Raw genomic sequence first — 24,987 nt, 5'->3', positions numbered from 1 at the left:
AAACGGCAACGACTGCGATCTTGCGGAACCGGGAACCGGAAACCGGGAACCGGGAACCGGGAACCGGGCCGGGTCAGCGCGGGAGCGTCGCGAGTGCGGCGGCCAGGCCGTCCTCCGCGACGCTCCCGGTGACCTCACCGCCGGCAGCGACGACGTCCTCGGGCGCCTGGCCCATCACGACGCCGCGGCCGGACTCGGCGGCCCAGTGCAGCATGTCGATGTCGTTCCGGCCGTCGCCCGCCGCGAACACGCGCGACCGTGGGACGTCGAGCACGGACCGGACCCGCTCCATCGCGCTGGCCTTGGTCACGCCCTCGGGCGCGATGTCGAGCCAGGCGGTCCACCCCACGTTGTAGGACACCTTGTGGAGGCCCATCCGGTCCACCGCCCGCAGGAAGTCGTCGAGGTCGTGGTTCGGCGAGATGACGACGACCCGGGTGGCCTCGACGCCGAAGAGGTCGTCGAACGCGACGTGCTCGACGTCGGAACTCAGGCTGCCCTCGGGGAAGATCCCGTGCACGCGGTAGTGGCCCGTCTCGTCCTCGACGCCGAACGCGGCGCCGTGCAGGGACCCGCGGATGGTGCGGAGGACCTCGGTCGGGTCGAAGGACTCCACGAACGCGCGGCGGTAGCCCCCGCGCTCGGCGTCCTCGGGGGCGTCGCTCCGCTCGAGCGTGATCGCGCCGTTCGCGCACACCAGGAACCGTGGGCGGATCCCGAGGGCCGCCACCACGGGCAACGTCATGGAGGCGCTGCGACCGGTCGAGAGCATCACCTCGTGTCCGGCCTCCACCGCAGCATGGACGGCCGCGCTCGTCGCGTCGGTGATGACGCCGTCCTCGCGCATGACCGTCCCGTCGATGTCGAGCGCCACGAGCCAGTGGTCCGGCCGCGGCGCCGTCGACGTCGCACCCGAGCTCGCCCCGGGGTCGGGGACGGCCTGCTCGCGGAGGTCGTCGGTCATCGCGGCTCCATCACCTCGGTGCCGCCGAGGTACGGGCGGAGGACCTCGGGCACGACGACCGAGCCGTCGGCCTGCTGGTGCGTCTCGAGGATCGCGACGAGCCAACGGGTCGTGGCGAGCGTGCCGTTCAGCGTCGCCACCGGGGCGGTCTTGCCGGACTCGGTGCGGTGCCGGATGTCGAGGCGGCGGGCCTGGAACGTCGTGCAGTTCGACGTCGAGGTGAGCTCGCGGTAGGTCCCCTGCGTCGGCACCCACGCCTCGATGTCGAACTTGCGGGCGGCGCTCTGCCCGAGGTCACCGGCGGCGACGTCGATGACGCGGTAGTGGAGTCCGAGCGCGCCGAGCATGTCCTCCTGGTAGGAGACGAGCCGGTCGTGCTCCGCCTCGGCCTCGTCGGGGTGCACGTACGCGAACATCTCGAGCTTGTTGAACTGGTGGACCCGGAGGATCCCGCGGTTGTCCTTGCCCGCGGACCCGGCCTCGCGTCGGTAGCACGTCGACCACCCGGCGTAGCGGAGGGGGCCGTTCGACACGTCGAGGATCTCGTCGGAGTGGTAGCCCGCGAGCGCGACCTCACTCGTGCCGGTCAGGTACAGGTCGTCGGCGGGCAGGTAGTAGATCTCGTCGGCGTGCTCACCGAGGAACCCCGTGCCGGCCATCGTCTCGGGGCGCACGAGCGTCGGCGTGATGAGGGGCTCGAAGCCGTGGGCGATCGCCCGGTCGAGCGCGAGGTTCATGAGCGCGATCTCGAGCCGCGCCCCCATGCCGCGGAGGAAGTAGAAGCGCGAGCCGGACACCTTCGTGCCACGCGGGATGTCGATGATCCCGAGGTGCTCGCCGAGGTCGGCGTGGTCCTTCGGCTCGAAGTCGAACTCCGGCTTCGTGCCGACGGTGCGCAGGGTGACGAAGTCCTCCTCGCCGCCGCTCGGGACGCCCTCGATGATCGGGTTCGCGAGCTTCCCGACGGTCGTGCGGAACGCGTCCTCGGACTCGGTGACGATCGCCTGGGCCTGCTTGACCCGGGCGGCGAGCGCCTGCGCCTGCTGCACGAGCGCCGCCTTCTCGTCCTTCGGTGCCTTCGCGACGGTCTTGCCGAACGCGTTCTGCTCGGCACGGAGCGCCTCGAACGACGAGATCGCCAGCCGACGTGCGGTGTCCGCGGCGAGCGCCTGGTCGACGAGCTCCACGGAGTCACCACGGGCCGCCTGCGACGCCTTGATCCGGTCGGGGTGGTCGCGGAGGAGCTGCGGATCGATCACTGGAACATCTTACCGACCGCCCCCTCGCGCCGGTCCGGCGCCGATCGGACGGGAGGGACGGCGCGCGCCCGTCCCGCGCCTCCCGGCCGTCGCACGGATCGTGCAGGAGGTCGGTGGGTGCCGGACGTCCGTCGTCGGCGGCCGTCGCTCAGTGCAGGACGTGCCCGACCGGCACGCGCACCGTCAAGCCGCCTTCGTCGATGCGCGCCCGGAACGCCCGGATCCGACCCACCGGGTCGCCGTCGATCTCGAACTCGTCGGGGGTCTCGAGCCGCACGACGATCTCCTTGCCGCGCATGTACCGCAGCGGACGTTCCTCACGTGCCCGGGCGATGATCCGCTCCCCCACCGCGGTCTGGCCGATCTTCGTCGATCGCGCACGCCGCAGGATCGCGTTCTCCCACATCAGGCGAGCGCCGATCCGGGCCCAGCCGAACACGGACTTCGGCCGCAGCGCGACGACGTCGAACACGCCGTCCGTGATCGTGGCGTCGGGCAGCAGGAGGATGCCGGCCTGCAGGGTGCCGCAGTTGCCCACGATGAGCGTGTGGGCGCGGAGCGAGCGGTTGCCGGCACCGTCGAGGTTGTAGCGGGCCTCCATGTTGTCGGAGTCACGGAGCGATCGGGCCACGGCGTCGACGTAGGCGAGCCAGCCCACCCGTTTCTTGAGCTCCGGGCGCGTGTTGGCGAGCATCCGGGCGTCGAGCCCGAGCCCGGCCATGACCAGGAACCCGAAGTCCTCACGCTCCCCACCCTCACGCTCGACGGTGAGCATGCCGATGTCGACCGCGCGGTCCTCGCCGTGGAACAGGGTCTGCACGCTCGTGTCCATCTCGTCGAGCGGGAACCGCATGTTCCGCGCGAGCAGGTTGCCGGTGCCGCTCGGCAGCAGCGCGAGCGACGCGCCGGATCCGTGCACGACCTCGGCGACGATCCGCGTCGTGCCGTCGCCGCCCGCGGCGGCCACCACATCGGCACCGGCCTCGAGCGCGGCCCGGGCCATGCCGGCGCCCGGGTCCTCCTCGGTCGTCGCGAACCAGAGGGTCTCGCTCCACCCGGCCTCACGTTCGTAGCGGCTCACGCTCTGGCGCAGGGCCGGCAGGTCCACCTTGATCGGGTTGTAGACCACGGCGGCGATGTGCCGGCTCGTGGCCGAGTGGGCGGCGGTCGAGGGCACCGCGGCGACGTCGTCGCGCGGGGCCGCATCGGTCTCGGGGGGCGTCGTCATGCGGCAACGCTACCGGGACCGCCTGATCCGTCCTCTCGGCCCCCGGCTTCTGTGGACGGTCGGGTCGTTCCACAGGCGCCCACCTGGTGGGTCACCGGGTCCGGCCCGGCCGGGTCAACCAGGCTCACCCGCGACGATCCGTCGGAGCCACTCGCGTGCCTCGGTGAACGCTTCGTCCCGGTACCGGGCCTGCACCTCGGACGCGTGGCCGTCGGCCCTGGGGTACGACCCGAGGAACGTCACCCGGGGGCTGAACCGCCGGAGGCCGAGGAGCGCGTCCGCCACGCGCTCGTCGTGCACGTGGCCGTCCAGGTCGATGACGAAGCGGTAGCGGCCGAGCTCGTCGCCGATCGGCCGCGAGCTGAGGAGCCCCATGTTGATGCCCCGGGTGGCGAACTGCTCGAGCAGGTCGACGAGCGCACCTGCGCGGTCGTCCGGCAGCTCCACGACGACGCTCGTCTTGTCGGCGCCGGTCCGGGCCGGGATCGCCAGGTCCCGCGACACGAGGACGAACCGCGTGACGGCGAACGGGTTCTCGCCGATGTGCTCGGCGAGGACGGCGAGGTCGTGGTGGTCGGTGATGCCGGGCGGGGCGACCGCGGCCTCGGCGAGCGCCCCCGCGGCCGGGTCGAGGAGCGCCGCCGCCGCCGCGACGTTCGACGACGCGGGGATGTGTCCGTGCCCCGGGACGTGGTCCTCGAGCCAGCGGTATGTCTGCCCGTACGCGACCGGGTGGGCGTTCACCGTGCGGACGTCCGCGAGCACGGTGCCGTGCCGGGCGACGAGGACGAAGTCGACCGGCACGAGGTACTCGCCGATGATGCGGACCCCCGGGATGCGCGCGAGGGCGTCCTGCGTGGCGGTGACCCCACCGTCGACGCTGTTCTCGATGGCGATGACCGCGCCGACGCTCCGTCCGCTCATGACGTCGTCGAGGGCCTCGCCGACGTTGTTGACCGACCGCCAGGGCTTGCCGGCGGCCGCGGCGACCTGCTTGAGCGCGGCCTCCGTGAAGGTCCCGGCCGGTCCGAGGTAGCTGTACGTGTCGGACGCGGAGGCATCGGGCTCGGCCATGCGGCCGACTCTATTGCACGGGCGGGCGGCCATCCGGGTCGGTGAGGGCGGCGAGGCGACCCTCGGGGTCGAGTCGGCGGAGCATCGCGCGGAGGTCGGCGTCGAGCTGCCGGAAGCGGTCCTCGCCGATCGCGTCGACCACGAGGTGGCGGGCGTTCCGGACGTGGCCGGGGGCAGCGGCGACCACGGCCTCCCACCCGGCGTCCGTGAGTCGGACGTCCGTTGCCCGCCGGTCGTCCGTCGACGGGCACCGCGAGACGAGCCCGCGCTTCTCGAGGCGGGTGACGACGTGGGACAGCCGCGGCAACGAGCTGTTCGTGGCGGCGGACAGGGCCGTCATGCGCAGCGTGCGGTCGTCGCGTTCGGAGAGCATGGCGATGACCATGTAGTCGAAGTGCGTCAGGTCGGAATCGCGCTGCAACTGCTGGTCGAGCGCCGCGGGCAGGAGCTCCATGACGGCGACGAGGCGGATCCACACGCGGACCTGCTCGCGGTCGAGCCAGGGCACGTCGTCCGTCGTCATCCCCCGATCCTACGGAATGGTTGTCGATGCAACCGGTGTCATTCCTCCCTGGACCCCGTCGGGCGTCGGCCTGTGGACAGTCGGGCACAGGACACGGCGCGGTGCCAGGATGGGCCCATGAACGACCGTGCCGGAACGCCCGCGACCGCCGAGGACCTCGTCGATCTCCAAGAGCTCGTCGACGCCTACTACTCGCGGGTCCCGGACGCATCGAACCCCGAGCAGATGGTGGTGTTCGGCACGTCCGGCCACCGGGGCTCCTCGCTCGACACCGCGTTCAACGACGCACACATCGCCGCCATCACCCAGGCGATCGTCGAGTACCGCGCGCAGCAGGGCACCACGGGGCCGCTGTTCATCGGCCGCGACACGCACGCGCTGAGCGGTCCGGCCGAACGGACCGCGCTCGAGGTCCTGGCCGCGAACGGCGTCACCGTGCTCGCCGACAAGGACAACGGCTACGTGCCGACGCCCGCGCTGAGCCACGCGATCATCCGCTACAACCGCGAGGGCCACGACGACACCGCCGACGGCATCGTCATCACGCCGAGCCACAACCCCCCGCGCGACGGCGGCTTCAAGTACAACCCGCCGCACGGTGGGCCCGCGGACAGCGACGCGACGAAGTGGATCGCCGACCGGGCCAACGCGATCATCGCCGGCGGTCTCGTGGACGTGCAGCGCCAGGAGCAGGCGAGCCCCGGCCGGTACGACTTCCTCGACACGTACGTGCACGACCTGGCGGACATCATCGACATCGCGGCGATCAAGCGCGCGGGCGTCCGGATCGGCGCGGACCCGCTCGGCGGCGCCAGCCTGCCCTACTGGAACCGCATCCGGGACCACTACGGCCTCGACCTGACGGTGGTGAACCCCGACGTCGACCCGACGTGGTCGTTCATGACCCTCGACTGGGACGGCAAGATCCGGATGGACCCGTCGAGCCCGTCCGCCATGGCGTCGGTGCTCGCCCACAAGGACGAATTCGACGTCCTCACGGGCAACGACGCCGATTCCGACCGGCACGGGATCGTCACGCCGGACGGTGGGCTCCTGAACCCCAACCACTACCTGGCGGTGGCGATCGAGTACCTGTACTCGCACCGTCCGCACTGGCGGCAGGACGCTGCGATCGGCAAGACCCTCGTCTCCTCGAGCATCATCGACCGCGTCGCGGAGTCGCTCGGCCGGACCCTGTGGGAGGTCCCGGTCGGGTTCAAGTGGTTCGTCCCGGGCCTGATCGACGGCTCCGTGGGCTTCGGTGGCGAGGAGAGCGCGGGTGCCTCGTTCCTCCGGATGGACGGCACCGCGTGGACGACCGACAAGGACGGCATCATCCTCGCGCTGCTCGCGTCCGAGATCATCGCCATCACGGGCAAGACCCCGTCGCAGCTCTACCGCGAGCTCACGGAGCGCTTCGGTGACCCCGTGTACCAGCGCGTCGACGCCGCTGCGACGAAGGCCCAGAAGGCAGCGCTCGGCAAGCTCGACGGCGACGCGATCCAGGCGGACACCCTGGCGGGCGACCCCATCGTCGCGAAGCTGTCGAAGGCACCGGGCAACGGCGCGGCCGTGGGCGGCGTCAAGGTCGTCACGGACCGCGCGTGGTTCGCCGCACGCCCGTCCGGCACCGAGGACGTCTACAAGATCTACGCGGAGTCGTTCGTCGGGCAGGAGCACCTCGAGCAGGTCCAGCGCGAGGCCAGGGAGATCGTCGACGCCGCACTCGGCGACGCCTGACGACCCGGGCACTCGGTCGGGAGGTACGGTGCGGCTCCGCCCCGCGCCTCCCGATCAGCTGACGGTCAGAGCACGCGCTGGTACCGCAGCCAGTTCTCGCACAGGCGTGTCCACTGCGAGGTGTGCGGTTCCTTGACCGCGGTGCCGAGCCCGTGCCTCCCGTGCGGGAACAGGTGGAACTCGACCGGCACCTCGTTCCGGACCAGGGCCTCCACGTACGCGAGTGCGTGCGTCGCGCGCACGATGCGGTCGTCCGCCGTCGTCCACACGAAGGTCGGTGGCGTCCGCGCGTCGACCCGGGTCTCCATGGACAGCTCGCGCCGGAGCCGCCACGACGGTGCATCGCCGAGCAGGTTCCGCATCGGCCGGGTCCGCGTCGGGTGCTCCATCGAGACGACCGGGTAGTTGAGGACGCAGAACGCGGGCCGGTCGTCGTCGGGGTCGTCGATCCCGTTCGCCAGGCACGCGGCGAGGTGACCGCCGGCACTCGAACCGACGACACCGACGCGCGCCGGGTCCACCGCGATCGGTGCCGTGCCTGACCGCAGCCAGCGGAAGGCCGCTCGTGCCGCGTCCAGGGGTTCGGGGTGCCGGTGCGGGGCGACCGGGTAGCGCAGCACGACCCCGTGCACGCCGATCCCGGCGAACCACTCGGCGAGCAGCTCCGAACTCGGGCGGCCGTGTTCCTCGTACCCACCACCGGGCAGCACGAGGACCGTCGGACGGGGGCCGGGCAGATCCGCGGGTCGGTAGGTCAGACCGGCTGGTTCGAGGGCCATGCGGCGGATCCTATCTGCGCGTCGGTACAGGTCGGGGCGCCTTCCGTCCACAGGTCTCGCAGAGCTCGATCAGGTTCGGCCAGCGGGGAATACCCTGGCGTGATCGTCGTGTTGTGGCTTGAGTTGCGCGACCTGTAACTTTGCACGTAACGCAATTTTCGGCAGCGGTGACCGGAGCGCCTCGAGCTCCGAGCGCCGACGCACATCACAGACCCCGCACCAGACGGAGAACCAGCACAATGACCCAGACCGCGACGCAACGGGCCGGCACCGCGCCGTCCCCCACGACGTCATCGAACGCGGTGATGTCGCACCGGCAGATCCTCCTCGTGATCTACGGCCTCATGGCCGGCATGTTCCTGGGCGCCCTGGACCAGACCATCGTCGGTACCGCGATCCGCACCATCGGCGACGACCTGCACGGTCTCAACGAGCAGGCATGGGTGACCACCGCCTACCTCATCGCGTCGACGATCATGACGCCGATCTACGGCAAGCTGTCGGACATCTTCGGCCGGCGGCCGTTGTTCCTCATCGCCATCGCGATCTTCATCGGCGGCTCGTTCGCCGCGTCGTTCTCGACGTCGATGATCATGCTCGCCGGGTTCCGTGGCTTGCAGGGGCTCGGCGCCGGTGGCCTGATGTCCCTCCCGCTCGCGATCATGGGCGACATGCTCGCGCCGCGCCAGCGGGCGAAGTACCAGGGGTACTTCCTCGCCGTGTTCGGCATCTCGTCCGTCATCGGTCCGCTCGTCGGCGGTCTGTTCTCCGGGGCGAACCAGATCCTCTTCATCTCCGGCTGGCGCTGGGTGTTCCTGATCAACGTGCCGATCGGGGTCGCCGCGCTGTTCATGGTCGTCGCGTTCCTGCACCTGCCGAAGGTCGGCGAGAAGCGCAAGGTCCGCATCGACTACTGGGGCGCCGCGCTCGTCATCATCACGCTCGGCCCGCTCCTGCTGGTCGCCGAGCAGGGCCGTGACTGGGGATGGACCTCGGTCGGCTCCTGGACCTGCTACGTCCTCGGCACCGTCGGTCTGATCGCGTTCATCATCGTCGAGCGCGTGATGCGCGACGACGCGATCATCCCGATGAAGCTGTTCCGTTCGCCGGTGTTCTCGATGTCCACGATCCTCGGCGTGCTGGTCGGGTTCGGCATGTTCGGCGCGATGCTGACGCTGCCGCTCTACCTGCAGATCGTGAAGGGCCTGACCCCGACCGAGTCGGGGTTCGCGACACTGCCGATGGTCCTCGGTCTGATGATCGCCTCGATCACCTCGGGCCAGATCATCTCCCGCACGGGTCGCTACCGGATCTTCCCGGTCACCGGCACGGCGATCACCGCGATCGGATTCGTCGTCCTCACCTTCATCACGATCGACAAGCCGCTCTGGTTCCTGCTCATCGCCATGTTCCTGATCGGGCTCGGGCTCGGGCAGCTGATGCAGACGCTGACGCTCGCCTCGCAGAACTCGGTCGGCCCGCGCGACATCGGTGTTGCCACGAGCGCCTCGACGTTCTTCCGGCAGATCGGCGGAACGCTCGGCACGGCGATCCTGCTCTCGGTGCTGTTCGCCAGCATGCCGACGAACATCTCGACCGCCATGGAGAACAAGAGCAACCTGACGAACGGCCTCGACGCTGCGCTGACCCCGTCGGTCGCCAACGCGAAGCAGAACGCGGGCGTCATGAAGCAGATCTGGACGCCAGTCGTCGCGCCGATCAAGAAGCAGATCCAGAACCGGCTCGACCAGGGCGCGGCGCAGGCGAAGGGCGCCGCCGACCAGGCGGTGACGAAGCAGGTCACCGCCGCGGTCCAGCAGCAGGTCACCGCGGGCCGCGTGCCCGCAGCGTCCGCGCAGTCGGTCATCCAGCAGCAGGTCGCCACCGCGCGGCCCGCCGCGGAACGACAGGCACTGGCCGCCGCCGCCAAGCAGGCGCACGCGAGCGTGTCCGACGGCACCCTCGTCGTGCACTACAGCAACGCCGCGCAGCGGAAGCACGTCGTGAACGAGGTCGCGCCGACGATCATCAAGCAGATCAAGAAGGGTTCGTCCAAGGCGAGCGCATCGACGAGCGACACCAGCGACACGTCGTTCCTGAACGGCGCCGACCCGCGGCTGACCCGCGCGTTCCTGTCCGGGTTCAACAACTCGGCTGTGCAGATCTACTACGTCGGCCTCGGCGTCCTGCTCCTGGCGTTCATCCTGACCTGGTTCTTCCGCACGCCGCCGCTCCGCAAGGTGTCGGCGCTGCAGGAGCAGGCGAACGCTTCCCGTTCCGTGCCGAGCGCGGGCCAGGACGGTGACGGCGCTCGCGACGACGTGGCGGTCGACGCGCAGGGCTCAGCGGAGTCGATGGGCTCCCTCGTGTCGCCCGACACCGGGTCGATGAACACGGTGCCGACCTCTCCGGACGTGTCCCTGGACACCGGCGAGACCCGCGCACCGCTCTCGGACGCGCCCACGCACGGAGCCCACTCCGCCGCCGCCGCGGTCGACTCCCCGAGCCGCGTGCACACGGAGTCGGAGGCGCCGAAGCACGTGGCGCCGGTCCTCGAGGCCGAGCGGGGCGCGGCATCGATCGGCGGCACCACCACGCCCGCCACCGCCGTGACCTCGGCGACGACCGACGGCACCACCGACGCCGACCACGCGGAGCGGCACGGCAAGCACAGCGCCTGACGCCGACCGTCGACGCATCGCGTCGGCACGGCGACGACCACGAACGCCCCGGGGAGCACCCGGGGCGTTCGTGCGTGTGGGCGGTCCGCCGCGCCCGCGGTCAGACGGCGGGGTCCTCCACGTCCGCGGCGGGCGGCTCGGCCGTGGTGAACACCGCCGCGGGCAGACGTCGCCGCATCACGGCGATCGCCTCGGGGTTGTCGTCGACGAGCAGGAACCGCCGTCCGAGCGCCGCCGCGACGGCCCCGGTCGTCCCGCTGCCGGCGAAGAAGTCGAGCACGAGGTCCCCGGGCCGACTCGACGCCTGGACGATCCGGCGGAGCACCCCCTCGGGCTTCTGCGTCGGGTACCCGGTCTTCTCGCGACCCGTCGGCGACACGATCGTGTGCCACCACACGTCGGTGGGGAGCTTGCCGCGTTCGCGCTTCTCGGGCGTGACGAGGCCGGGCGCCATGTAGGGCTCGCGGTCGACCGCCTCGGAGTCGAAGTGGTACCGCTCCGGGTCCTTGACGTAGACGAGGATCGTGTCGTGCTTCGTCGGCCAGCGGGTCCGGGACTTGGCGCCGTAGTCGTAGGCCCAGATGATCTCGTTGAGGAACGCGTCGCGGCCGAACAGCGCGTCGAGCAGGACCTTGGCGTAGTGCGCCTCGCGGTAGTCGAGGTGGACGTACAGCGTGCCGTCGTCGGCGAGCACCCGCCAGGCCTCCGCGAGCCGCGGCTCGAGGAACGACCAGTAGTCCTCGAACCGGTCGTCGTACCGCATGAGGTCACCTCGGACGCGTTCGTACGACCGCCCCTGGAACCCCCGGACGGGGCCGTCGACGGCGCGGACCGCCGTCGACGCACGACGCGTCTGGGTCCGTCCGGTGTTGAACGGCGGGTCCAGGTAGACGAGCGTCGCGAGCCCGTCGGGCAGCGTCGCGAGGACGTCGAGGTTGTCGCCGTGCACCACCCGGTCGGGCTCGACCGCGGGGCGGGGCTCGACGTCGGAGACGGGAACGGGGTGCACCCGCTCATCATGACGCGCTCCACGGGCCGGGAGGCACGCCCCGCGCCGCTCGCGTGCGTCGCGTCCGGCATAGGCTGACGGGATGCACGGCGAGTACAAGGTCCCCGGAGGCAAGCTCGTCGTCGTCGACCTCGAGGTCGTCGACGGCCGGATCGACGGGTTCCGTCTGGCGGGGGACTTCTTCCTCGAACCGGACGACGCCCTCCCCCGCATCGACGCGGCGGTGAACGGACTGCCGGTCGAGACCGACGCCGCGGGCATCGCGGCCGCCGTCCGGGCCGCCCTGCCCGAGGGCGCCGTCCTGCTCGGGTTCACCCCGGAGGCGGTGGCCACGGCCGTGCGTCGGTCCCTGGCCCGGGCCTCGACCTGGCAGGACCACGACTGGGAGATCATCCACGAGGGCCCCATCCCGCCGAACGAGCACCTGGCGCTCGACCAGGTCCTCACCGAGGAGGTCGGTGCCGGACGCCGCGGTCCGACCCTGCGGATCTGGGAATGGGACCAGCCCGCCGTCGTGATCGGCAGCTTCCAGTCCCTGCGCAACGAGGTCGACCCGGCCGGTGCGGCGCGGTACGGCGTCGAGGTCGTCCGCCGTATCTCCGGCGGGGGCGCGATGTTCATGGACGCGGGCGCGATCATCAGTTACTCGCTCTACGTGCCGGCGGACCTCGTGCAGGGCATGAGCTTCGCCGACTCGTACGCGTACCTCGACGAGTGGGTGATCGAGGCGCTGAAGTCCCTGGGCATCGAGGCCTGGTACCAGCCCCTCAACGACATCACCTCGGCGAAGGGCAAGATCGGCGGTGCCGCGCAGAAGCGGCTCGGCACGGGCGCGATCCTGCACCACGCGACGATGAGCTACGACATGGACGGCGAGAAGATGGTCCAGGTCCTGCGCATCGGCCGCGAGAAGATGAGCGACAAGGGCACCACGAGCGCTGCGAAGCGGGTCGATCCCCTGCGGTCGCAGACAGGTCTGTCACGCGCCGAGATCATCGACCGACTCATCGCGACGTTCACCCGGCTGTACGGCGCGCACGAGGGCCACGTCACGCCGGAGGAACGTGCCCGCGCCCAGGAGCTCGTCGCGACGAAGTTCGCCACTCGCGAGTGGCTCGAGCGCGTCCCCTGATGCAGGGCGTGGCGTCCGGGAGGAGGGGACTCCCGGACGCCACGCGAGCATCGTCCACGCCGGACCAGAGACGGGGACTCGAGGATCATGAGAATCACCCGCGCGGCTGATCCCCCGCGCGGATGACCCACGTAGCCTCGGTGCTCGTGAACTGGTTGATCCTGCTCGGCGCGGTGGCGGCGGCCGTGCTCGCGACGTGGGTCGCGGACCGACTCGGCTGGGTCGACCTGTCGAACAAGGCGAGCCGGGGCGGCTCGTCCGGTGGCGCCATCGCGATGATGGACGAGGTGTTCGCGCCGACCCGTCACGAGACGCAGGCCGAGTTCGATCGGCAGTCGCGCCTCCCGGTCGAGGCGCCGACGCCGGCGGACGACGACCACGACCTGCTGAGCGGCCACGTGCTCATCCGGGTGCCCACGGTCCGTGCGGACCGCGGGCCGGCTCGTGCCGGGGCGCACGAGCGCAGCTTCTAGACCGCCAGGAGCTCCTGGTAGTCCGGGTGCTTCTCGATCCAGGCGTGCACGTAGGAGCACTGCGCGACCACCGAGCGGTCGGATCCCGCACGGACGTCGTCGAGCGCTCCGCGGACCAGGATGGATGCATTGCCGCCGCCGCGGTGCTCGGGGTCGACCTCGGTGTGCACGAACCGGATGACGTCGCCGTCGATCTCGTACGCGGCGAAGCCGATGACGGCCCCGTCCTCGACGAGTGAGTACTGGTTCTGGTCGGCGTCGTTCCGCACTTCGGTCGTCATCCGGCCGAGGGTACGCCTCCGCCCCGGACGTCCGCAGTGCCCACATGTGCGTCCAGCCAGGCGACGAGGTCGGCGACGACCTCGTCCCGGTTCGTCTCGTTGTAGACCTCGTGCCGCGCGCCCTCGTACACGTGCACGCGTACGTCGGTGAGTCCGGCGCGGCCTCGGTACACCCGCGCCAGTCGCTGCACCGAGCGCGGGCCGCCGAGCGGGTCGTCGGACCCGACCTGCAGGAGCAGCGGCAGGTCGTGCGGGATCCGGCGCCGCGGGACGCCGAGGAGCCGGAGGGTGTCGGCGATCCCGAACAGCCCGATGACGTCCGCCTCGGCCGCGAGCGGGTCGCCCGCCATCGCCTCGATGACCGTGCGGTCACGGGTCAGCCACTCGTACTTCGTCGGCCCGAGGTGCGCGTGCCGCTTGTTGAGCTCGCCGCCGTTCATCCAACCGGGCACCCGATAGGCGGACCCGGACAGCACGAGTCCGTCGTACTCGCCACTGGCGGTGTTGACGATCTTCTGCGCCATGATCGACCCCCACGAGTGGCCGAGCAGGACGAGCGGGAGGCCCGGGTGCGCCTGCCGCGCGACCCGCGTCATCTGCTGGACGGCGGCGACGGCGGCGCGGAGACCGCCGGGGCCGAGCCGGCCGAGCTGCGTCCGGTCGTCGCCGTGCTGTCGGAGGCCCGTCCGCCCGTGCCCGCGGTGGTCGTTGACGACGACGGTCCAGCCCGCGGCGACGAGGTCCCGGGCGAGCGACGCGTACCGCCCTCCGTGCTCCCCCACCCCGTGGGCGATCTGCACGACGCCGTGGGGGTGCACCGCGCTCCAGGTGTCGTAGACGACGTCGATCCCCCAGGCGTCCGTGAACGTCGCCTCGATCGGCGTGCTCGGGCCGGGCGGTGTCGGCTGCGATGCGGTCACCGCACCATCTTGCCGCGCCGACGCCCGAGTTCACCCGCTGTTCACCTCGGCGCGTGCGGCACTCGCCTAGCGTGGCGCCCGTGTCGGCAGTCCCGCTGCCGACGCCCTCACGACAGGAGGCAGCATGGACGTCCTCGTCACCGTGGTCCTCGTGATCGTCGTCGCCCTGGTGTTCGACTTCACGAACGGGTTCCACGACACCGCCAACGCGATGGCCACGTCCGTCGCGACCGGTGCACTCAGACCGCGCACCGCGGTGCTCATCTCGGCGTCGCTCAACCTCGTCGGCGCGTTCCTGTCCACGGAGGTCGCCTCGACGGTGTCGCAGGGGATCATCAACGAGGGCCAGAGCGGCATCGAGATCACGCCCGTCATGATCTTCGCCGGCCTGGTCGGCGCCGTGCTCTGGAACCTCGCCACGTGGTACCTCGGCCTGCCGTCGAGCTCGACCCACGCGTTGTTCGGCGGTCTCATCGGTGCCGCGGTCATCGGCGCCGGGTTCCAGTCGGTGAGCTGGACCACCGTGGTGTCGAAGGTCGTCCTGCCGGCCCTGTTCTCCCCCGTGATCGCGGGCGTCATCGCACTCGTCGCGACGTTCGTGGCCTACCGCTTCACCCGGAACGCGACGACGCACGGTGCCGCGACGGGGTTCCGGCACGGGCAGACGATCTCGGCGTCGCTGGTGTCCCTGGCCCACGGGACGAACGACGCGCAGAAGACGATGGGCGTCATCACGCTCACGCTCGTCGCGGCGCACTACCAGGACTCCGGGACCGGCCCCGAGCTGTGGGTGATCCTCGCCTGCGGCCTGGCGATCGGCCTCGGCACCTACACCGGCGGCTGGCGGATCATGCGGACGGTCGGCAAGCGGATCTCGGACGTCCAGTCGCCCCAGGGGTTCGCCGCCGAGACGAGTTCGGCCGCGACGATCCTCATCTCGAGCCACCTCGGGTTCGCCCTGTCGACGACGCACGTGACGAGCGGGTCCGTCGTCGGGTCGGGCCTCGGCAAGCGGCTCGCCGACGTGCACTGGGGCGTGGTCGGGAGGATCGCCTCGGCCTGGGTGATCACGCTCCCCGCCGCCGCGGTGGCCGGCGGCATCGCGACCTGGATCGCGTCGTCCTCGGCGATCGGGCTCGTCATCGTGGCGTTGCTCGCGGTCGCCGGTGGCGGGACCTTCGTGATGCTCGCCCGACGCAAGCCGATCACGCACGAGAACGTGAACGACGAGCCGGCCCCGGAGCGCGAGCCGGTCGCCGCCGGAGCGGAGGCCTGACATGGGGTCCACCATCGACTGGAGCGCCATCGGCGAGGTGTTCGGCGTCGGGTTCGTCGCCGCGGTGGGCATCGTCGTCGTCTACACCCTGGGCCTCCGCCTGCTCGGGGTCGGCCAGCCGCAGGACCCGCGCGGTGAGGCGACGACCTCCGACCAGGAGGCCCCGCGTTCGGGCCGCACGCCGCCCGCGGCGATCGCCGGTGCGGGACTGTGCTTCGCGGTCGGCGCCGCCGCGGTGCTGTTCGGGATCTGGCTGACGGTCCCCCAGTTCCACTGACGGCCGACCCGGCCAGGGCTGGCCGGTCCTCCAGGTCCGTCGAGATCGCAGAAGATGCCGCTTTGGCCCCCTCCGAAGCGGCATCTTCTGCGATCTCGACGCAATGGGGGCGACCCCATGGCGACCGGTGGGCGCGGGCGACCGCGCGGGCACGCGGCTGCGCCCTCGGCGGAACCAGTTCGTTCGCCGAACTAATTTGATAGGCTAACGATGTGTCCGTCGAAGTCCCCGCTCGCCCCGACCGGGCGACACCGCACGCATCGCTGAGCAGCGACCTGCGGATGACCGTCAACCGCCTGTCCCGGACCCTCCGCGCCCAGAAGGCCGACGCCTCCGTCCCGGATGCCCAGTTCTCCGCCCTCGCGCAACTGCACCGGAACGGTCCTCGCTCCCTGGCCGACCTCAGCGATGCCGAGGGCATCACGCCCCCCTCGATGACGAAGACCGTGAACGCCCTCATTGAACGCGGGCTGGTCCGGAAGACCGAGGACGCCGTCGACAAGCGCAAGGTCCTGATCAGCGCCACCGATGCCGGTGCCGCCTTCGTCCGGGAGACCCGTCGTCGCCGCGACGCCTGGCTCGCGCCCCGCATCGCCAAGCTCACACCCGCCGAACGGCGCACCCTCGCCGACGCCACCGACATCCTGAGGAGGCTCACCCAGCAGTGACCGCCATGTTCAGTTCCCTCTCGGGACGCAACTACCGCATCTGGTTCTCCGGCGCCCTCGTGTCGAACGTCGGCACGTGGATGCAGCGCACCGCGCAGGACTGGATCGTCCTGACCCAGTTCACCCACGACAGCGCCGTCGCCGTCGGTATCACGATGGCGTTCCAGTTCGGGCCGCAGCTCGTGCTCATGCCGATCACCGGACTCGTCGCCGACCGGTTCGACCGCCGGCGCACCCTGATGGTCACGCAGGCCCTCATGGGAGCGCTCGGTCTCGCACTCGGGATCATGGTGGTCACGGGCGCTGCCTCGCTCCTGTCGGTCTACGGGTTCGCGCTCGCGCTCGGCATCGTCGCCGCCTTCGACACCCCCGTGCGCCAGGCCTTCGTGTCGGACGTCGTCCTGGGCGAGAACGTCGCGAACGCCGTCGCACTCAACTCCGCCTCGTTCAACGGTGCCCGACTCATCGGCCCCGCGATCGCCGGCGTGCTCATCACCGCCATCGGTTCCGGCTGGGTGTTCGTGATCAACGCAGCGTCGTTCCTGGCGGTGCTCATCGCGCTGCGGTTCGTCGACCCGGCACAGCTCGCTCGGCGCATCCGGCCGAAGCGCGGCAAGGGTCAGATCCGCGCGGGGTTCACCTACGTCCGCACCCGCCCCGACATCGTCGTGGTGCTCTGCATGATCTTCATGGTGGGGACGTTCGGCCTCAACTTCCCGATCTTCACGTCCACCATGGCGCGCGTGGAGTTCCACCGCGGCGCGGGCGAGTTCGGGCTGCTCAACTCGGTCATGGCGATCGGTTCGGTGCTCGGTGCACTCCTGTCGGCCCGTCGCGAACGTCCGCGCCTGCGCCTGCTCGTCGTCGCGTCCACGGGCTTCGGGCTCGCATGCGCCGTCGCCGCGGTCATGCCCACGTACGCCACGTTCGCGATCCTGCTCGTGTTCGTCGGGCTCTCCGCCATGACGTTCATGACCACCGCCAACGCCCTCGTCCAGACGACCACCGAACCGGCGATGCGCGGCCGGGTGATGGCGCTGTACATGGCGATCTTCGCGGGTGGCACACCCATCGGAGCGCCGATCGTCGGCGCCGTGGCCGACTCCTGGGGTCCGCGGTGGGCGCTCGGCGTCGGGGCCCTGTCGGGGTTCGTCGCCCTCGCGATCGCGCTCGTCTGGTTGTCCCGGTTCCAGCACCTCCGACTCCGGTACGACGCGGACAGTCGGCTCCACCTGGCCGTGACGAGCTCGATCCCGGTGGTCGGCGGGCGTCGGGCGCGCGCGGCGATGCAGGCCGAGTTCGCCTCGGAGGAAGCCGTCGCGAACCGCACCAGCTCCGCCTGAGGTCAGCGGCCTCCGGCCCAGGACGGGGCCGCGTCCGTCGGGAAGTACCGGGCACGGATCGCGTCGGACACCTCCGTCGTCGCCTGCCGCACCTGCTCCATGCGGCTCGGCAGGTCCTCGAGGATCGCGGCCACGGGCGCGACCTCGAGCGACGACCGGATCCCACCGAGGAGGCGCTGGGCATCGTCCTCCGTACCGGCCCGCTCCGTCGCCGGCTCGACCTCGCGGAGGCACTGCTCGGCGCGGCGCACCGAGAACAGGACGGAGCGCGGGAACGACGGGTCGAGCAGGAGGAACTCGGCAGCAGTCCGCGCCGACGGCACACCGCGGTGCGTGTGCAGGTACGGCTCGTAGGCGCCGCACGAGCGGAGGATCGTGGTCCAGCTCGGCCCGGCGACCTCGGTGAGCATGCGGCTGGCGAGCAAGCGCGCGGTCAGGTCGGCCCGCTCGATCGAGCGGCCGAGGGTGAAGAAGTTCCAGGTCTCGCCGTGGCTCGTGGTGGACTCGATGATCCCCACCGCGAGCGCACTCCGCTCCCGCACCCACCCGAAGAACTCGTGCACCTTGTCGCTCGCGACCTTGCGGGGCATGCGCGCCCGCGTCGTGTTGAGGCACTCCCACAGCTCGGTCGACACGAACTCGCGGGCGCGGCGTGCGTCCTCCCGGGCCGCGCCCAGGGAGTACGCGATCGAGGCGGCGTTGTGCCGGCCGACGGCGAGCATGCCGAGCACGTCCGCACGGGTGAGTCGCTCGTCGTCGGGCACCGATGCCCCCAGGACGCCGAGCAGACTGCGGCAGGCGAGGTCCTCCTCGATCCACGGCTCCTCGTTGAGCAGTTGCAGGTGGACGTCGAGGAGCCGGGCGGTCCCGTCCGCGCGTTCGACGGAGCGGCCGATCCCGAAGACGCTCTCGGCGGTGCGGCTCAGCACGTCGCCTCCTCGGACGTTCCGGACCCGTCGGCCGCAGCGGACGGAGCGGCCATGCCGAGAACATAACGACTCGTGATTGCCGCGGTGTTTCATGCCCGGGTCACGGATGTTGCGGATGCGTGGGCGCGTCCGCGATGTCCGGAGGCGCGCCGGGCAGCAACGACGTGCACCGACCGGACGCGCCGGTCGCAACGGGAGCGGGCGGGAATGCTGTGCCACCTATGACGGTTACATCGGCACCCGAACAAGGAGCCAAGATGACCACCACGACGACACCGCGACCACGATTGCCGCTCAACACGTTCGGGATCTCGTTCGGCACGGCAGTTATCGCCGGTACCTGGACCACGGCCGGCGACCTGCTCGGAGCGCCGGCCGCCATCGGCGAAGTACTGTGGGCCGCCGCGGCGGTCGCCTGGGTCGTGACCATCGTCCGGTACCTGCGCCGACCGGGCGGGATTGGAGCAGTCGTCGCCGACCTCCGCCACCCGGTCCTCGGTCCGTTCGCCGCGCTCGTGCCCGCGGTGGGGTCGCTGCTCGCGGTGCACGTGTCGACGTGGGCGCCGACGGTCGGGGCGGTCGGCGTCTGGGCGATGCTCGCGCTGACCACGGCATTCGGTGCGTGGTTCGTGACCGACCTGCTCACCACGCCTCGCGACCCGGGAACGCTCCACGGCGGGTACCTGCTCCCGACCGTCGCCAACTCGCTGCTCGGCGCGCAGGCGCTCGCGACCACCGGTCACCCGGCACTCGCGACGGGCTTCTTCGCGACCGGCGTGCTGTTCTGGCTCCTCGTCGGCGCCGTGCTCCTCGTTCGGTTCGCGACCGGACCGGCGATCCCGGCCGCACTCCTGCCCACGCTCGCGATCGTCTCCGCACCGCCGGCGGTCGCGGGCAACGCATGGTGGGTGCTGACGGGAGGCGCCCCGTCCATCGTGCACACCGCCCTCGCCGGCACCATGGTCGCCTTCCTCCTCCCGCACGCCTTCCTCGTCCGTCGCTACCTCAGGTCCGGGTTCGCGATCGGCTTCTGGGCGATGACCTTCACGACAGCCGCGAGCGCCACCTACGGGATCCGGCTGCTCACGTCCACGGACCTCGGGACGCTCGGCATCGCGTCGGCCTGGGTCGTCGTGGCGCTCGCGACGGTGATCGTGGGCAGCATCGCCGTGCGGTCCATGGGGCTGTTCCTGCAGCGACCCCATGATGCAGCTGCAGCTGCAGTGCCCGCGGCCGATCGGCGAAGCAGTAAATCCCTCGACTGACTAGCTGCTAGATGATCTAGCATGTCCTCCATGTCCGAGCCAACGACGCAGGCCCGGGGCTTCTGGGACAGTGCCTCCCCGGCATCGGTGACCGACGTCCTCGAGGCGCTCCGTCAGCTCCGCGAGGCCGAGCAGCGCGCCCACCGCCGAGCGTGTGCGTCCCTCCACGTGGGCGAGAACGGTCTGCACGCGTTGCGCTTCCTGCTCGAGGCCGGGGCCGTCGGGCAGGACGTCAACGCGAAGGACCTCGCGGTCCGGCTCGGGGTGACCGCGGCCTCCACCTCGGTGCTCGTCGAGCGACTCGTCCGGAGCGGGTACGTCGAGCGTCACCCGGACCCGCAGGACCGCCGTGGCGTGCTCCTCACGGCCACCGGCCCGGCCGCCCACCGCGCCCGTCGCGTGATCGCGGAACTCGACGCGACACGGGGTCGAGCGGTGGCGGACCTGCCTGCCGGAGCCGCTGACGTGGTGCTGCGGTTCCTCACCGAGATGGCCGATGCGGTGGGTGCCGAAGATTCCGTACCCGCGGGTATGGACAATTCTAGTTAGGCCATCTAGATTGTGACCCGCGAGGCAAGAGGTGCGGCGCCGTTCGGGTCGGAGCCGGACCTCTCTCCTCCCTTGGACGGTGCGGCCTCGTTCGGGTCGATGGCCGCACCGTCCCCCTTCTCCTCGCCGCTCGCGCGACTCGGTCCGTCCTGCCCCGCTCCCGACCGGTGTCCATCCGCCCGGCGGTATCGTCGGCACATGGGGCACGACCAGGCGGACGAGGGATCGGACCCCGAGCGCGTGCCCGACGCGCATCAGGAGCGGACGGCGGAGCACGAGCGCAGCGTGCACCCCGAGGACACCATGCCCCTCGCCGAGCTCGATGCACACGCCCGCGCCGAGGCAGCCCTCCGGCGCATCGCGGCCGGCAGCGACCCGGGGCGCGAGGCCTTCGACCTCGCGAACACCCTGAACGACGAGACCGTCGCGCGCGTGCGCGCTCGACTCACCCGCTGGTTCCGGCGACACTGACGCGGTCACCGCCGCACCGCCGCGAACGGCCTGGAGGCGCACTCCGCCCGGCCGACCCGGTCCGGTCCGACCCCGTCCGCCGCCCTTGCCGGTCGGCGACGCTCGCGATCAGTCGGCCGCGCCCTGCGGCCGGAACCCCGTGACGACGGCGGCGATGTCGTCTCCACCGTGCCCCGCGGCGCTCGCCTGGCCGTAGACGGCCACGAGGGCGTCGAGCAGCGTCGTGCTGACGCCGGACTCGTTCGCCGCGTCGACCATCAGGCCGATGTCCTTCCGGAGTCCGTCGAGCGCGAACTGCGGGTCGAACCGGTCGGCGATCATCGCGGCGCCCTTGGTGTGCGCGTACTGCGAGTCGGAGGCGCTGCCGTCGATCGCCTGCAGGAAGAGGTCGGGGTCGAGTCCGAGTGCGGAGGTGAGCGTGAGCGACTGCGCAGTCGCGGCCGTGATCGAGGCGATCCAGGCGTTCGCGGCGAGCTTCAGTGCGGTCCCCGCCCCGACCGCGTCCCCGGCGACGACGATCTTGACGCTGATGGCCTCGAGCACCGGCCGGACGCGGTCGACGAACTCCTCCGGACCGGCGGCGAGCATGGTGAGCTTGCCCTGCTCCGCCGGTCCCTTCGTCCCGAGCATCATCGCCTCGACCAGGGTGATCCCGTGCTCGGCAGCGACGCGCACCACGCGCTCCGTGCCCTCGAGGCCGATGGTCGAACTCTGGACCCAGATGGCCGACTCGGGGGCCGCGTCCGCCGCCTGCCCGAGGACCTCGAGCACGGCGTCGATGTCGAACAGCGTCAGCAGGACGACCTGCGCCGATGCCACGGCGTCAGCGGGCGAGGTCGCGACCGTGGCGCCCTGTTCGCCGAGGGGCTGCGCACGCTGGGCGGAACGGTTCCACACCGTCACGTCGTGCCCCTCGCGCAGGAGCGACCCCGCGACGCCGGCACCCATCGCGCCCGTCCCCAACACCGTCACCCGCATGCGCGCCTCCTCCGTCCGGTGCCCGGCTCGGTCGCCGCGGCAGCGCCGCCGACGCTACGCCGAGGAGCCCGCGAGGACGGCGAGTCAGGCTGCGTTCGCCACGACCTCGAGCACACCCTGGCCGTAGGCCTCGAGCTTCGCGGCCCCGACGCCGCTGATCTGCGCGAGCTGCTCGAGCGTCGCCGGTCGCGTCGCCGCGATACCGCGCAGGGTGGCGTCGCCGAACACGACGTACGCCGGCACGCCCTGTTCTCGCGCGCGGGTGCTCCGCCACGCGCGCAGGGCCTCGAACAGGCCGGTGGCCTCGCTCGGGAGGTCCGTGGGCGCCGCCCGACGCCGGGTCGCCCGCACGGGACGGGGCTGTTCGCGCCGGAGCCGGACCTGGACACGCCCGGCCAGGACGTCGGCGCTCGTCGGGGTGAGCACGAGGGTGCCGTACCCGTCGCCCGAGACACCGACGAACCCCTGCGCCAGGAGCTGCCGCACGACGCCGCGCCACTCGCCCTCGGACAGGTCCTGCCCGATCCCGAAGGTCGCGAGGGACTCGTGGCGCAGCTCCTGCACCCGCGGCGACTGCTTGCCGACCAGGATGTCGACGATGTGCCCCGCGCCGTACCGCTGGCCGCGCTCACGGTCGAGCCGGACCACGGTGGACAGGAGCTTCTGCGCGGGCACGGTGCCGTCCCAGGCCTCGGGCGGGGCGATGCACGTGTCGCAGTTGCCGCACGGCGTGGACTCCTGCCCGAAGTACGCCAGGAGTCGCACGCGGCGGCACTCGACCGTCTCGCAGAGGGCGAGCATGGCGTCGAGGTGCATGCTGAGCCGTCGGCGGTGGGCGGCGTCGCCCTCGGACTGGTCGATCATCCGACGCTGCTGCACCACGTCGTTGAGTCCGTACGCCAGCCACGCGGTCGACGGCAGGCCGTCACGTCCGGCACGGCCGGTCTCCTGGTAGTAGCCCTCGAGCGACTTGGGCAGGTCGAGGTGGGCCACGAACCGGACGTCGGGCTTGTCGATGCCCATGCCGAACGCGATCGTCGCGACCATGACGACGCCGTCCTCGCGCAGGAACGTCGCCTGGTTCCGGGCGCGCACCCCGGCGTCGAGTCCGGCGTGGTACGGCAGCGCCGGCACCCCGCGTTCCACGAGCGCGGCGGCGGTCCGCTCCACCGACGCCCGGGACAGGCAGTAGACGATGCCGGCGTCCCCGGCGTGCTCGGTGGTGATGAACTTGAGCAACTGCTGCAACGCGGCTGCCTTGGGCTCGATCCGGTACTGGATGTTCGGGCGGTCGAAGTCCGCCACGAAGTGCGCGGCGTCGTCGAGGCCGAGCCGGGCGGAGATCTCGCGGTGCGTCTGCGGCGTCGCGGTGGCCGTGAGCGCGATCCGGGGCACGCTCGGCCACCGTTCGTGCAGGACGCTGAGTTCGAGGTAATCCGGCCGGAAGTCGTGCCCCCACTGGGCGACACAGTGGGCTTCGTCGATGGCGAAGAGGCTGATCGCCGCGCGGTCGAGCAACGCCCGCGTCGACTCGAGCCGGAGTCGCTCGGGCGCCAGGTAGAGCAGGTCGACCCGACCGTCCACGAGGTCGCGTTCGACCCGGGCACGTTCGTCGGGCGTCTGCGTGGAGTTGAGGAACGCCGCGCGCACGCCGTTCGCGGCGAGGGCGTCGACCTGGTCCTGCATGAGCGCGATGAGCGGGGACACGACGACGCCGACGCCGTCGCGCACGAGGGCGGGCACCTGGTAGCACAGCGACTTGCCGCCGCCGGTCGGCATGAGCACGAGCGCGTCGCCGCCACCGACCACCTGGTCGATGATCGCCGCCTGCTGCCCGCGGAAGGCGTCGTACCCCCAGACGCGCTGCAGGACCTCGAGCGGCGCCGACCGCGCACTCGACGCGTCTCGCGCACCGGAGACCCCGGGCGCGCGGACGGACGAGGGACTGCTCATGCCGGCAGCCTACGGGCGTCCGCCGACACGGTCCTCCCGGTCCGTCCCGGTGTGGGCGATCACGCTCGCGTCCGAGGTGGGGAGGACGTCCGCGGTGGTGGGCACGGCCTCCCAACCGGGCTCGACGGTGCTGCTCCAGATCGGCGTCCGCCCGCGGAACCGCGGACCCTCCGCGCCCGGGCGTCGACGGTCGAGCCGCGACCGCCGCGCGAGCAGGTCGACGAGCAGCGCGTAGATCCCCATGGTGACGATGGTGACGATCGCGCCACCGGCCGAGCCGTCGGAGGACGTGGTGTCGAGCCGCGACCACCCCGGGGCCTGCAGCAGGAAGATGACCACGTTGTTGAGCGCGTGGGCGAGGATCCCCGACTCGAGGCCACCCGTCCGCCAGGCGAGGATCGCCGCGATGGCGCCGAACGACCCCACGTCGACGATCCCCCACACGTCGTACCCGTTCGGCAGGTGCAGCAGGGCGAAGCAGATCGTCGACACGAGGACGGCCGGGATCGGGTTCCGCACCCACGAGCCGATCGTCTGCATGAGGAACCCGCGGAAGATGTACTCCTCGGCCGCGGCCTGGAACGGCACGAGCACGACGACCATGACCACGGTCACGATGAGCGTCGTCGAGGACACCGTCTGGTGCCCGAGCTGCCGTGTGCCGAAGGTGAGGAAGCCGGCGCCGGGCGTGTGGAACATCGACCAGCCCTGGATGCCGACCGTGAGGACCGCGAGCACGAGGAGCGGGAGCAGACAGCGCGCCATCCACCCCCAGCGCACGCGGAACCGCACCGAGGACAGCTGACCCCACGTTCCGAGCCCGGCGATCCGGACCGCCGCCATGATCGCCGGCAACAGCAACACGAGGGAGGCGAGCGTCAGCCCGAGCACGAGCGGATCCGTCGACGACAGCGCGTCGTGCTGGATCTCGTGCGCGAACCGCTGGAGGCCCGACACACCCGATCGCGCCAGGATCGGCACGAAGAACCCGATCGCGATGAGCACCTGGCTGACGAGGTAGAACCCGAGGAACACGGCCAGCGCCACCAGGGGTCGCCACCACCGCCAGCGCGAGTGGACGCGGAACAGGCGGTGGTAGGGGACGCTCACGCCGGAAGGCTACCGGGCCGACCTCGCCGGACACTCCGCTCCGGCGTCGGGACCCGCGTCCGCGTCCGCCCGGAGCCTGCCGGGAGGCCCGTGGTACGCATGACG

The 24,987-nt window shown here is 71.4% G+C and carries 24 protein-coding genes; 11 read left to right on the top strand and 13 right to left on the bottom strand.

All coding sequences use genetic code 11. The features are described from left to right. Nucleotides 1-73: 73 nt before the first annotated feature. The 5 genes from DEI93_RS03195 to DEI93_RS03175 all read right to left on the bottom strand — a co-directional run bounded on the left by DEI93_RS03195 (nucleotide 74) and on the right by DEI93_RS03175 (nucleotide 5,048). Nucleotides 74-964 carry an HAD family hydrolase gene (locus DEI93_RS03195; protein WP_111035519.1) on the bottom strand — a complete coding sequence of 297 codons (891 nt, stop codon included), beginning with the start codon at nucleotides 962-964 and terminating at the stop codon, nucleotides 74-76. Next, nucleotides 961-2,223 (bottom strand): serine--tRNA ligase, encoded by a 1,263-nt coding sequence (gene serS, locus DEI93_RS03190; RefSeq protein ID WP_111120378.1) that lies wholly within the window; start codon nucleotides 2,221-2,223, stop codon nucleotides 961-963. The genes DEI93_RS03195 and serS overlap by 4 nt, the downstream gene beginning before the upstream one ends. A 148-nt stretch (nucleotides 2,224-2,371) precedes the next feature. Further along, entirely contained in the window at nucleotides 2,372-3,451 is a 1,080-nt protein-coding gene (locus DEI93_RS03185; RefSeq protein ID WP_111120377.1) for a diacylglycerol/lipid kinase family protein, read from the bottom strand. Between the two features lie 114 nt (nucleotides 3,452-3,565). Then, nucleotides 3,566-4,525 carry a prephenate dehydratase gene (pheA, locus tag DEI93_RS03180; protein ID WP_181434622.1) on the bottom strand — a complete coding sequence of 320 codons (960 nt, stop codon included), beginning with the start codon at nucleotides 4,523-4,525 and terminating at the stop codon, nucleotides 3,566-3,568. A gap of 10 nt (nucleotides 4,526-4,535) precedes the next feature. Then, nucleotides 4,536-5,048, bottom strand: a complete 513-nt coding sequence (locus DEI93_RS03175; RefSeq protein ID WP_111010134.1) for a MarR family winged helix-turn-helix transcriptional regulator — start codon at nucleotides 5,046-5,048, stop codon at nucleotides 4,536-4,538. A gap of 117 nt (nucleotides 5,049-5,165) precedes the next feature. Here DEI93_RS03175 and pgm point away from each other — a divergent pair, with 117 nt between their 5' ends. Further along, a complete protein-coding gene (gene pgm / locus DEI93_RS03170) occupies nucleotides 5,166-6,788 on the top strand; it encodes a phosphoglucomutase (alpha-D-glucose-1,6-bisphosphate-dependent) (RefSeq protein ID WP_111120376.1) in 1,623 nt (540 codons plus the stop codon). Nucleotides 6,789-6,853: 65 nt separating this feature from the next. Here the strand turns inward: pgm and DEI93_RS03165 are convergent, their stop codons facing one another. Next, the gene (locus DEI93_RS03165) at nucleotides 6,854-7,567 is read right to left on the bottom strand and encodes an alpha/beta hydrolase (RefSeq protein WP_111120375.1); all 714 of its coding nucleotides are present in this window, start codon (nucleotides 7,565-7,567) and stop codon (nucleotides 6,854-6,856) included. A 239-nt stretch (nucleotides 7,568-7,806) separates the two neighbouring features. On the opposite strand from DEI93_RS03165, the gene DEI93_RS03160 reads away from it, so the two are divergent. Beyond that, nucleotides 7,807-10,248, top strand: coding sequence for an MDR family MFS transporter (locus DEI93_RS03160; RefSeq protein ID WP_502868537.1), 2,442 nt, complete (start codon nucleotides 7,807-7,809; stop codon nucleotides 10,246-10,248). A 100-nt stretch (nucleotides 10,249-10,348) separates the two neighbouring features. On the opposite strand, the gene DEI93_RS03155 is transcribed toward DEI93_RS03160, so the two are convergent. Further along, a complete protein-coding gene (locus DEI93_RS03155; RefSeq protein WP_111120374.1) occupies nucleotides 10,349-11,257 on the bottom strand; it encodes a DNA-methyltransferase in 909 nt (302 codons plus the stop codon). Between the two features lie 82 nt (nucleotides 11,258-11,339). Between DEI93_RS03155 and lplAB the strand changes: the two genes are divergently transcribed. Continuing rightward, nucleotides 11,340-12,389: a lipoate-protein ligase LplAB gene (gene lplAB / locus DEI93_RS03150; protein WP_111010142.1), complete on the top strand. Its 1,050-nt coding sequence runs from the start codon at nucleotides 11,340-11,342 to the stop codon at nucleotides 12,387-12,389. A gap of 122 nt (nucleotides 12,390-12,511) precedes the next feature. Then, nucleotides 12,512-12,862 carry a hypothetical protein gene (locus tag DEI93_RS03145; protein ID WP_146242791.1) on the top strand — a complete coding sequence of 117 codons (351 nt, stop codon included), beginning with the start codon at nucleotides 12,512-12,514 and terminating at the stop codon, nucleotides 12,860-12,862. Here DEI93_RS03145 and DEI93_RS03140 read toward each other — a convergent pair. Together DEI93_RS03140 and DEI93_RS03135 are read right to left on the bottom strand one after the other, a co-directional pair. Then, the gene (locus DEI93_RS03140; RefSeq protein WP_111010146.1) at nucleotides 12,859-13,143 is read right to left on the bottom strand and encodes a GNAT family N-acetyltransferase; all 285 of its coding nucleotides are present in this window, start codon (nucleotides 13,141-13,143) and stop codon (nucleotides 12,859-12,861) included. The two genes, DEI93_RS03145 and DEI93_RS03140, sit on opposite strands and share 4 nt — an antisense overlap. Next, nucleotides 13,140-14,063 carry an alpha/beta fold hydrolase gene (locus DEI93_RS03135; protein WP_258372316.1) on the bottom strand — a complete coding sequence of 308 codons (924 nt, stop codon included), beginning with the start codon at nucleotides 14,061-14,063 and terminating at the stop codon, nucleotides 13,140-13,142. The genes DEI93_RS03140 and DEI93_RS03135 overlap by 4 nt, the downstream gene beginning before the upstream one ends. A 124-nt stretch (nucleotides 14,064-14,187) precedes the next feature. On the opposite strand from DEI93_RS03135, the gene DEI93_RS03130 reads away from it, so the two are divergent. From DEI93_RS03130 to DEI93_RS03115, 4 genes are all read left to right on the top strand, one after another. Further along, the gene (locus DEI93_RS03130) at nucleotides 14,188-15,339 is read left to right on the top strand and encodes an inorganic phosphate transporter (protein ID WP_111120373.1); all 1,152 of its coding nucleotides are present in this window, start codon (nucleotides 14,188-14,190) and stop codon (nucleotides 15,337-15,339) included. A 1-nt stretch (nucleotide 15,340) separates the two neighbouring features. Next, the gene (locus tag DEI93_RS03125) at nucleotides 15,341-15,616 is read left to right on the top strand and encodes a hypothetical protein (RefSeq protein ID WP_111010149.1); all 276 of its coding nucleotides are present in this window, start codon (nucleotides 15,341-15,343) and stop codon (nucleotides 15,614-15,616) included. Nucleotides 15,617-15,828: 212 nt separating this feature from the next. Beyond that, nucleotides 15,829-16,284 (top strand): MarR family winged helix-turn-helix transcriptional regulator, encoded by a 456-nt coding sequence (locus DEI93_RS03120; RefSeq protein ID WP_220037213.1) that lies wholly within the window; start codon nucleotides 15,829-15,831, stop codon nucleotides 16,282-16,284. Then, nucleotides 16,281-17,627 carry an MFS transporter gene (locus tag DEI93_RS03115; protein ID WP_181436108.1) on the top strand — a complete coding sequence of 449 codons (1,347 nt, stop codon included), beginning with the start codon at nucleotides 16,281-16,283 and terminating at the stop codon, nucleotides 17,625-17,627. The genes DEI93_RS03120 and DEI93_RS03115 overlap by 4 nt, the downstream gene beginning before the upstream one ends. Before the next feature lie 2 nt (nucleotides 17,628-17,629). Here the strand turns inward: DEI93_RS03115 and DEI93_RS03110 are convergent, their stop codons facing one another. Further along, entirely contained in the window at nucleotides 17,630-18,556 is a 927-nt protein-coding gene (locus DEI93_RS03110) for an alpha-E domain-containing protein (protein ID WP_111120372.1), read from the bottom strand. 257 nt (nucleotides 18,557-18,813) lie between these two features. Between DEI93_RS03110 and DEI93_RS03105 the strand changes: the two genes are divergently transcribed. The 3 genes from DEI93_RS03105 (at nucleotide 18,814) to DEI93_RS03095 (ending at nucleotide 20,841) form a co-directional block, all read left to right on the top strand. Beyond that, complete coding sequence (locus DEI93_RS03105) at nucleotides 18,814-19,821, top strand: SLAC1 family transporter (protein ID WP_111120371.1); 1,008 nt, start codon at nucleotides 18,814-18,816, stop codon at nucleotides 19,819-19,821. Nucleotides 19,822-19,851: 30 nt separating this feature from the next. Continuing rightward, nucleotides 19,852-20,370, top strand: coding sequence for a MarR family winged helix-turn-helix transcriptional regulator (locus DEI93_RS03100; RefSeq protein ID WP_181435055.1), 519 nt, complete (start codon nucleotides 19,852-19,854; stop codon nucleotides 20,368-20,370). 198 nt (nucleotides 20,371-20,568) lie between these two features. Further along, nucleotides 20,569-20,841, top strand: a complete 273-nt coding sequence (locus tag DEI93_RS03095) for a hypothetical protein (RefSeq protein ID WP_111120370.1) — start codon at nucleotides 20,569-20,571, stop codon at nucleotides 20,839-20,841. A gap of 108 nt (nucleotides 20,842-20,949) precedes the next feature. Here DEI93_RS03095 and DEI93_RS03090 read toward each other — a convergent pair whose 3' ends face one another. From DEI93_RS03090 to DEI93_RS03080, 3 genes are all read right to left on the bottom strand, one after another. Further along, nucleotides 20,950-21,819, bottom strand: a complete 870-nt coding sequence (locus DEI93_RS03090; protein WP_181436107.1) for an NAD(P)-dependent oxidoreductase — start codon at nucleotides 21,817-21,819, stop codon at nucleotides 20,950-20,952. An 84-nt stretch (nucleotides 21,820-21,903) separates the two neighbouring features. Next, the gene (gene recQ / locus DEI93_RS03085; RefSeq protein ID WP_111010161.1) at nucleotides 21,904-23,772 is read right to left on the bottom strand and encodes a DNA helicase RecQ; all 1,869 of its coding nucleotides are present in this window, start codon (nucleotides 23,770-23,772) and stop codon (nucleotides 21,904-21,906) included. A gap of 9 nt (nucleotides 23,773-23,781) precedes the next feature. After that, the gene (locus DEI93_RS03080) at nucleotides 23,782-24,882 is read right to left on the bottom strand and encodes a CPBP family intramembrane glutamic endopeptidase (RefSeq protein ID WP_111120369.1); all 1,101 of its coding nucleotides are present in this window, start codon (nucleotides 24,880-24,882) and stop codon (nucleotides 23,782-23,784) included. Nucleotides 24,883-24,987: the final 105 nt, after the last annotated feature.

Source organism: Curtobacterium sp. MCBD17_035 (assembly GCF_003234815.2).
Lineage (GTDB): Bacteria > Actinomycetota > Actinomycetes > Actinomycetales > Microbacteriaceae > Curtobacterium.
This window is presented reverse-complemented; position numbering and strand designations above follow the sequence as displayed.

Excerpts from the sequence above, each read along its gene's own strand:
- DEI93_RS03195 (WP_111035519.1), bottom strand. The coding sequence starts at position 964 with ATGACCGACGACCTCCGCGAGCAGGCCGTCCCCGACCCCGGGGCGAGC.
- DEI93_RS03185 (WP_111120377.1), bottom strand. The coding sequence starts at position 3,451 with ATGACGACGCCCCCCGAGACCGATGCGGCCCCGCGCGACGACGTCGCC.
- pheA (WP_181434622.1), bottom strand. The coding sequence starts at position 4,525 with ATGGCCGAGCCCGATGCCTCCGCGTCCGACACGTACAGCTACCTCGGA.
- DEI93_RS03175 (WP_111010134.1), bottom strand. The coding sequence starts at position 5,048 with ATGACGACGGACGACGTGCCCTGGCTCGACCGCGAGCAGGTCCGCGTG.
- pgm (WP_111120376.1), top strand. The coding sequence starts at position 5,166 with ATGAACGACCGTGCCGGAACGCCCGCGACCGCCGAGGACCTCGTCGAT.
- DEI93_RS03165 (WP_111120375.1), bottom strand. The coding sequence starts at position 7,567 with ATGGCCCTCGAACCAGCCGGTCTGACCTACCGACCCGCGGATCTGCCC.
- DEI93_RS03160 (WP_502868537.1), top strand. The coding sequence starts at position 7,807 with ATGACCCAGACCGCGACGCAACGGGCCGGCACCGCGCCGTCCCCCACG.
- lplAB (WP_111010142.1), top strand. The coding sequence starts at position 11,340 with ATGCACGGCGAGTACAAGGTCCCCGGAGGCAAGCTCGTCGTCGTCGAC.
- DEI93_RS03145 (WP_146242791.1), top strand. The coding sequence starts at position 12,512 with ATGACCCACGTAGCCTCGGTGCTCGTGAACTGGTTGATCCTGCTCGGC.
- DEI93_RS03140 (WP_111010146.1), bottom strand. The coding sequence starts at position 13,143 with ATGACGACCGAAGTGCGGAACGACGCCGACCAGAACCAGTACTCACTC.
- DEI93_RS03130 (WP_111120373.1), top strand. The coding sequence starts at position 14,188 with ATGGACGTCCTCGTCACCGTGGTCCTCGTGATCGTCGTCGCCCTGGTG.
- DEI93_RS03125 (WP_111010149.1), top strand. The coding sequence starts at position 15,341 with ATGGGGTCCACCATCGACTGGAGCGCCATCGGCGAGGTGTTCGGCGTC.
- DEI93_RS03105 (WP_111120371.1), top strand. The coding sequence starts at position 18,814 with ATGACCACCACGACGACACCGCGACCACGATTGCCGCTCAACACGTTC.
- DEI93_RS03100 (WP_181435055.1), top strand. The coding sequence starts at position 19,852 with ATGTCCGAGCCAACGACGCAGGCCCGGGGCTTCTGGGACAGTGCCTCC.
- DEI93_RS03095 (WP_111120370.1), top strand. The coding sequence starts at position 20,569 with ATGGGGCACGACCAGGCGGACGAGGGATCGGACCCCGAGCGCGTGCCC.
- DEI93_RS03090 (WP_181436107.1), bottom strand. The coding sequence starts at position 21,819 with ATGCGGGTGACGGTGTTGGGGACGGGCGCGATGGGTGCCGGCGTCGCG.
- recQ (WP_111010161.1), bottom strand. The coding sequence starts at position 23,772 with ATGAGCAGTCCCTCGTCCGTCCGCGCGCCCGGGGTCTCCGGTGCGCGA.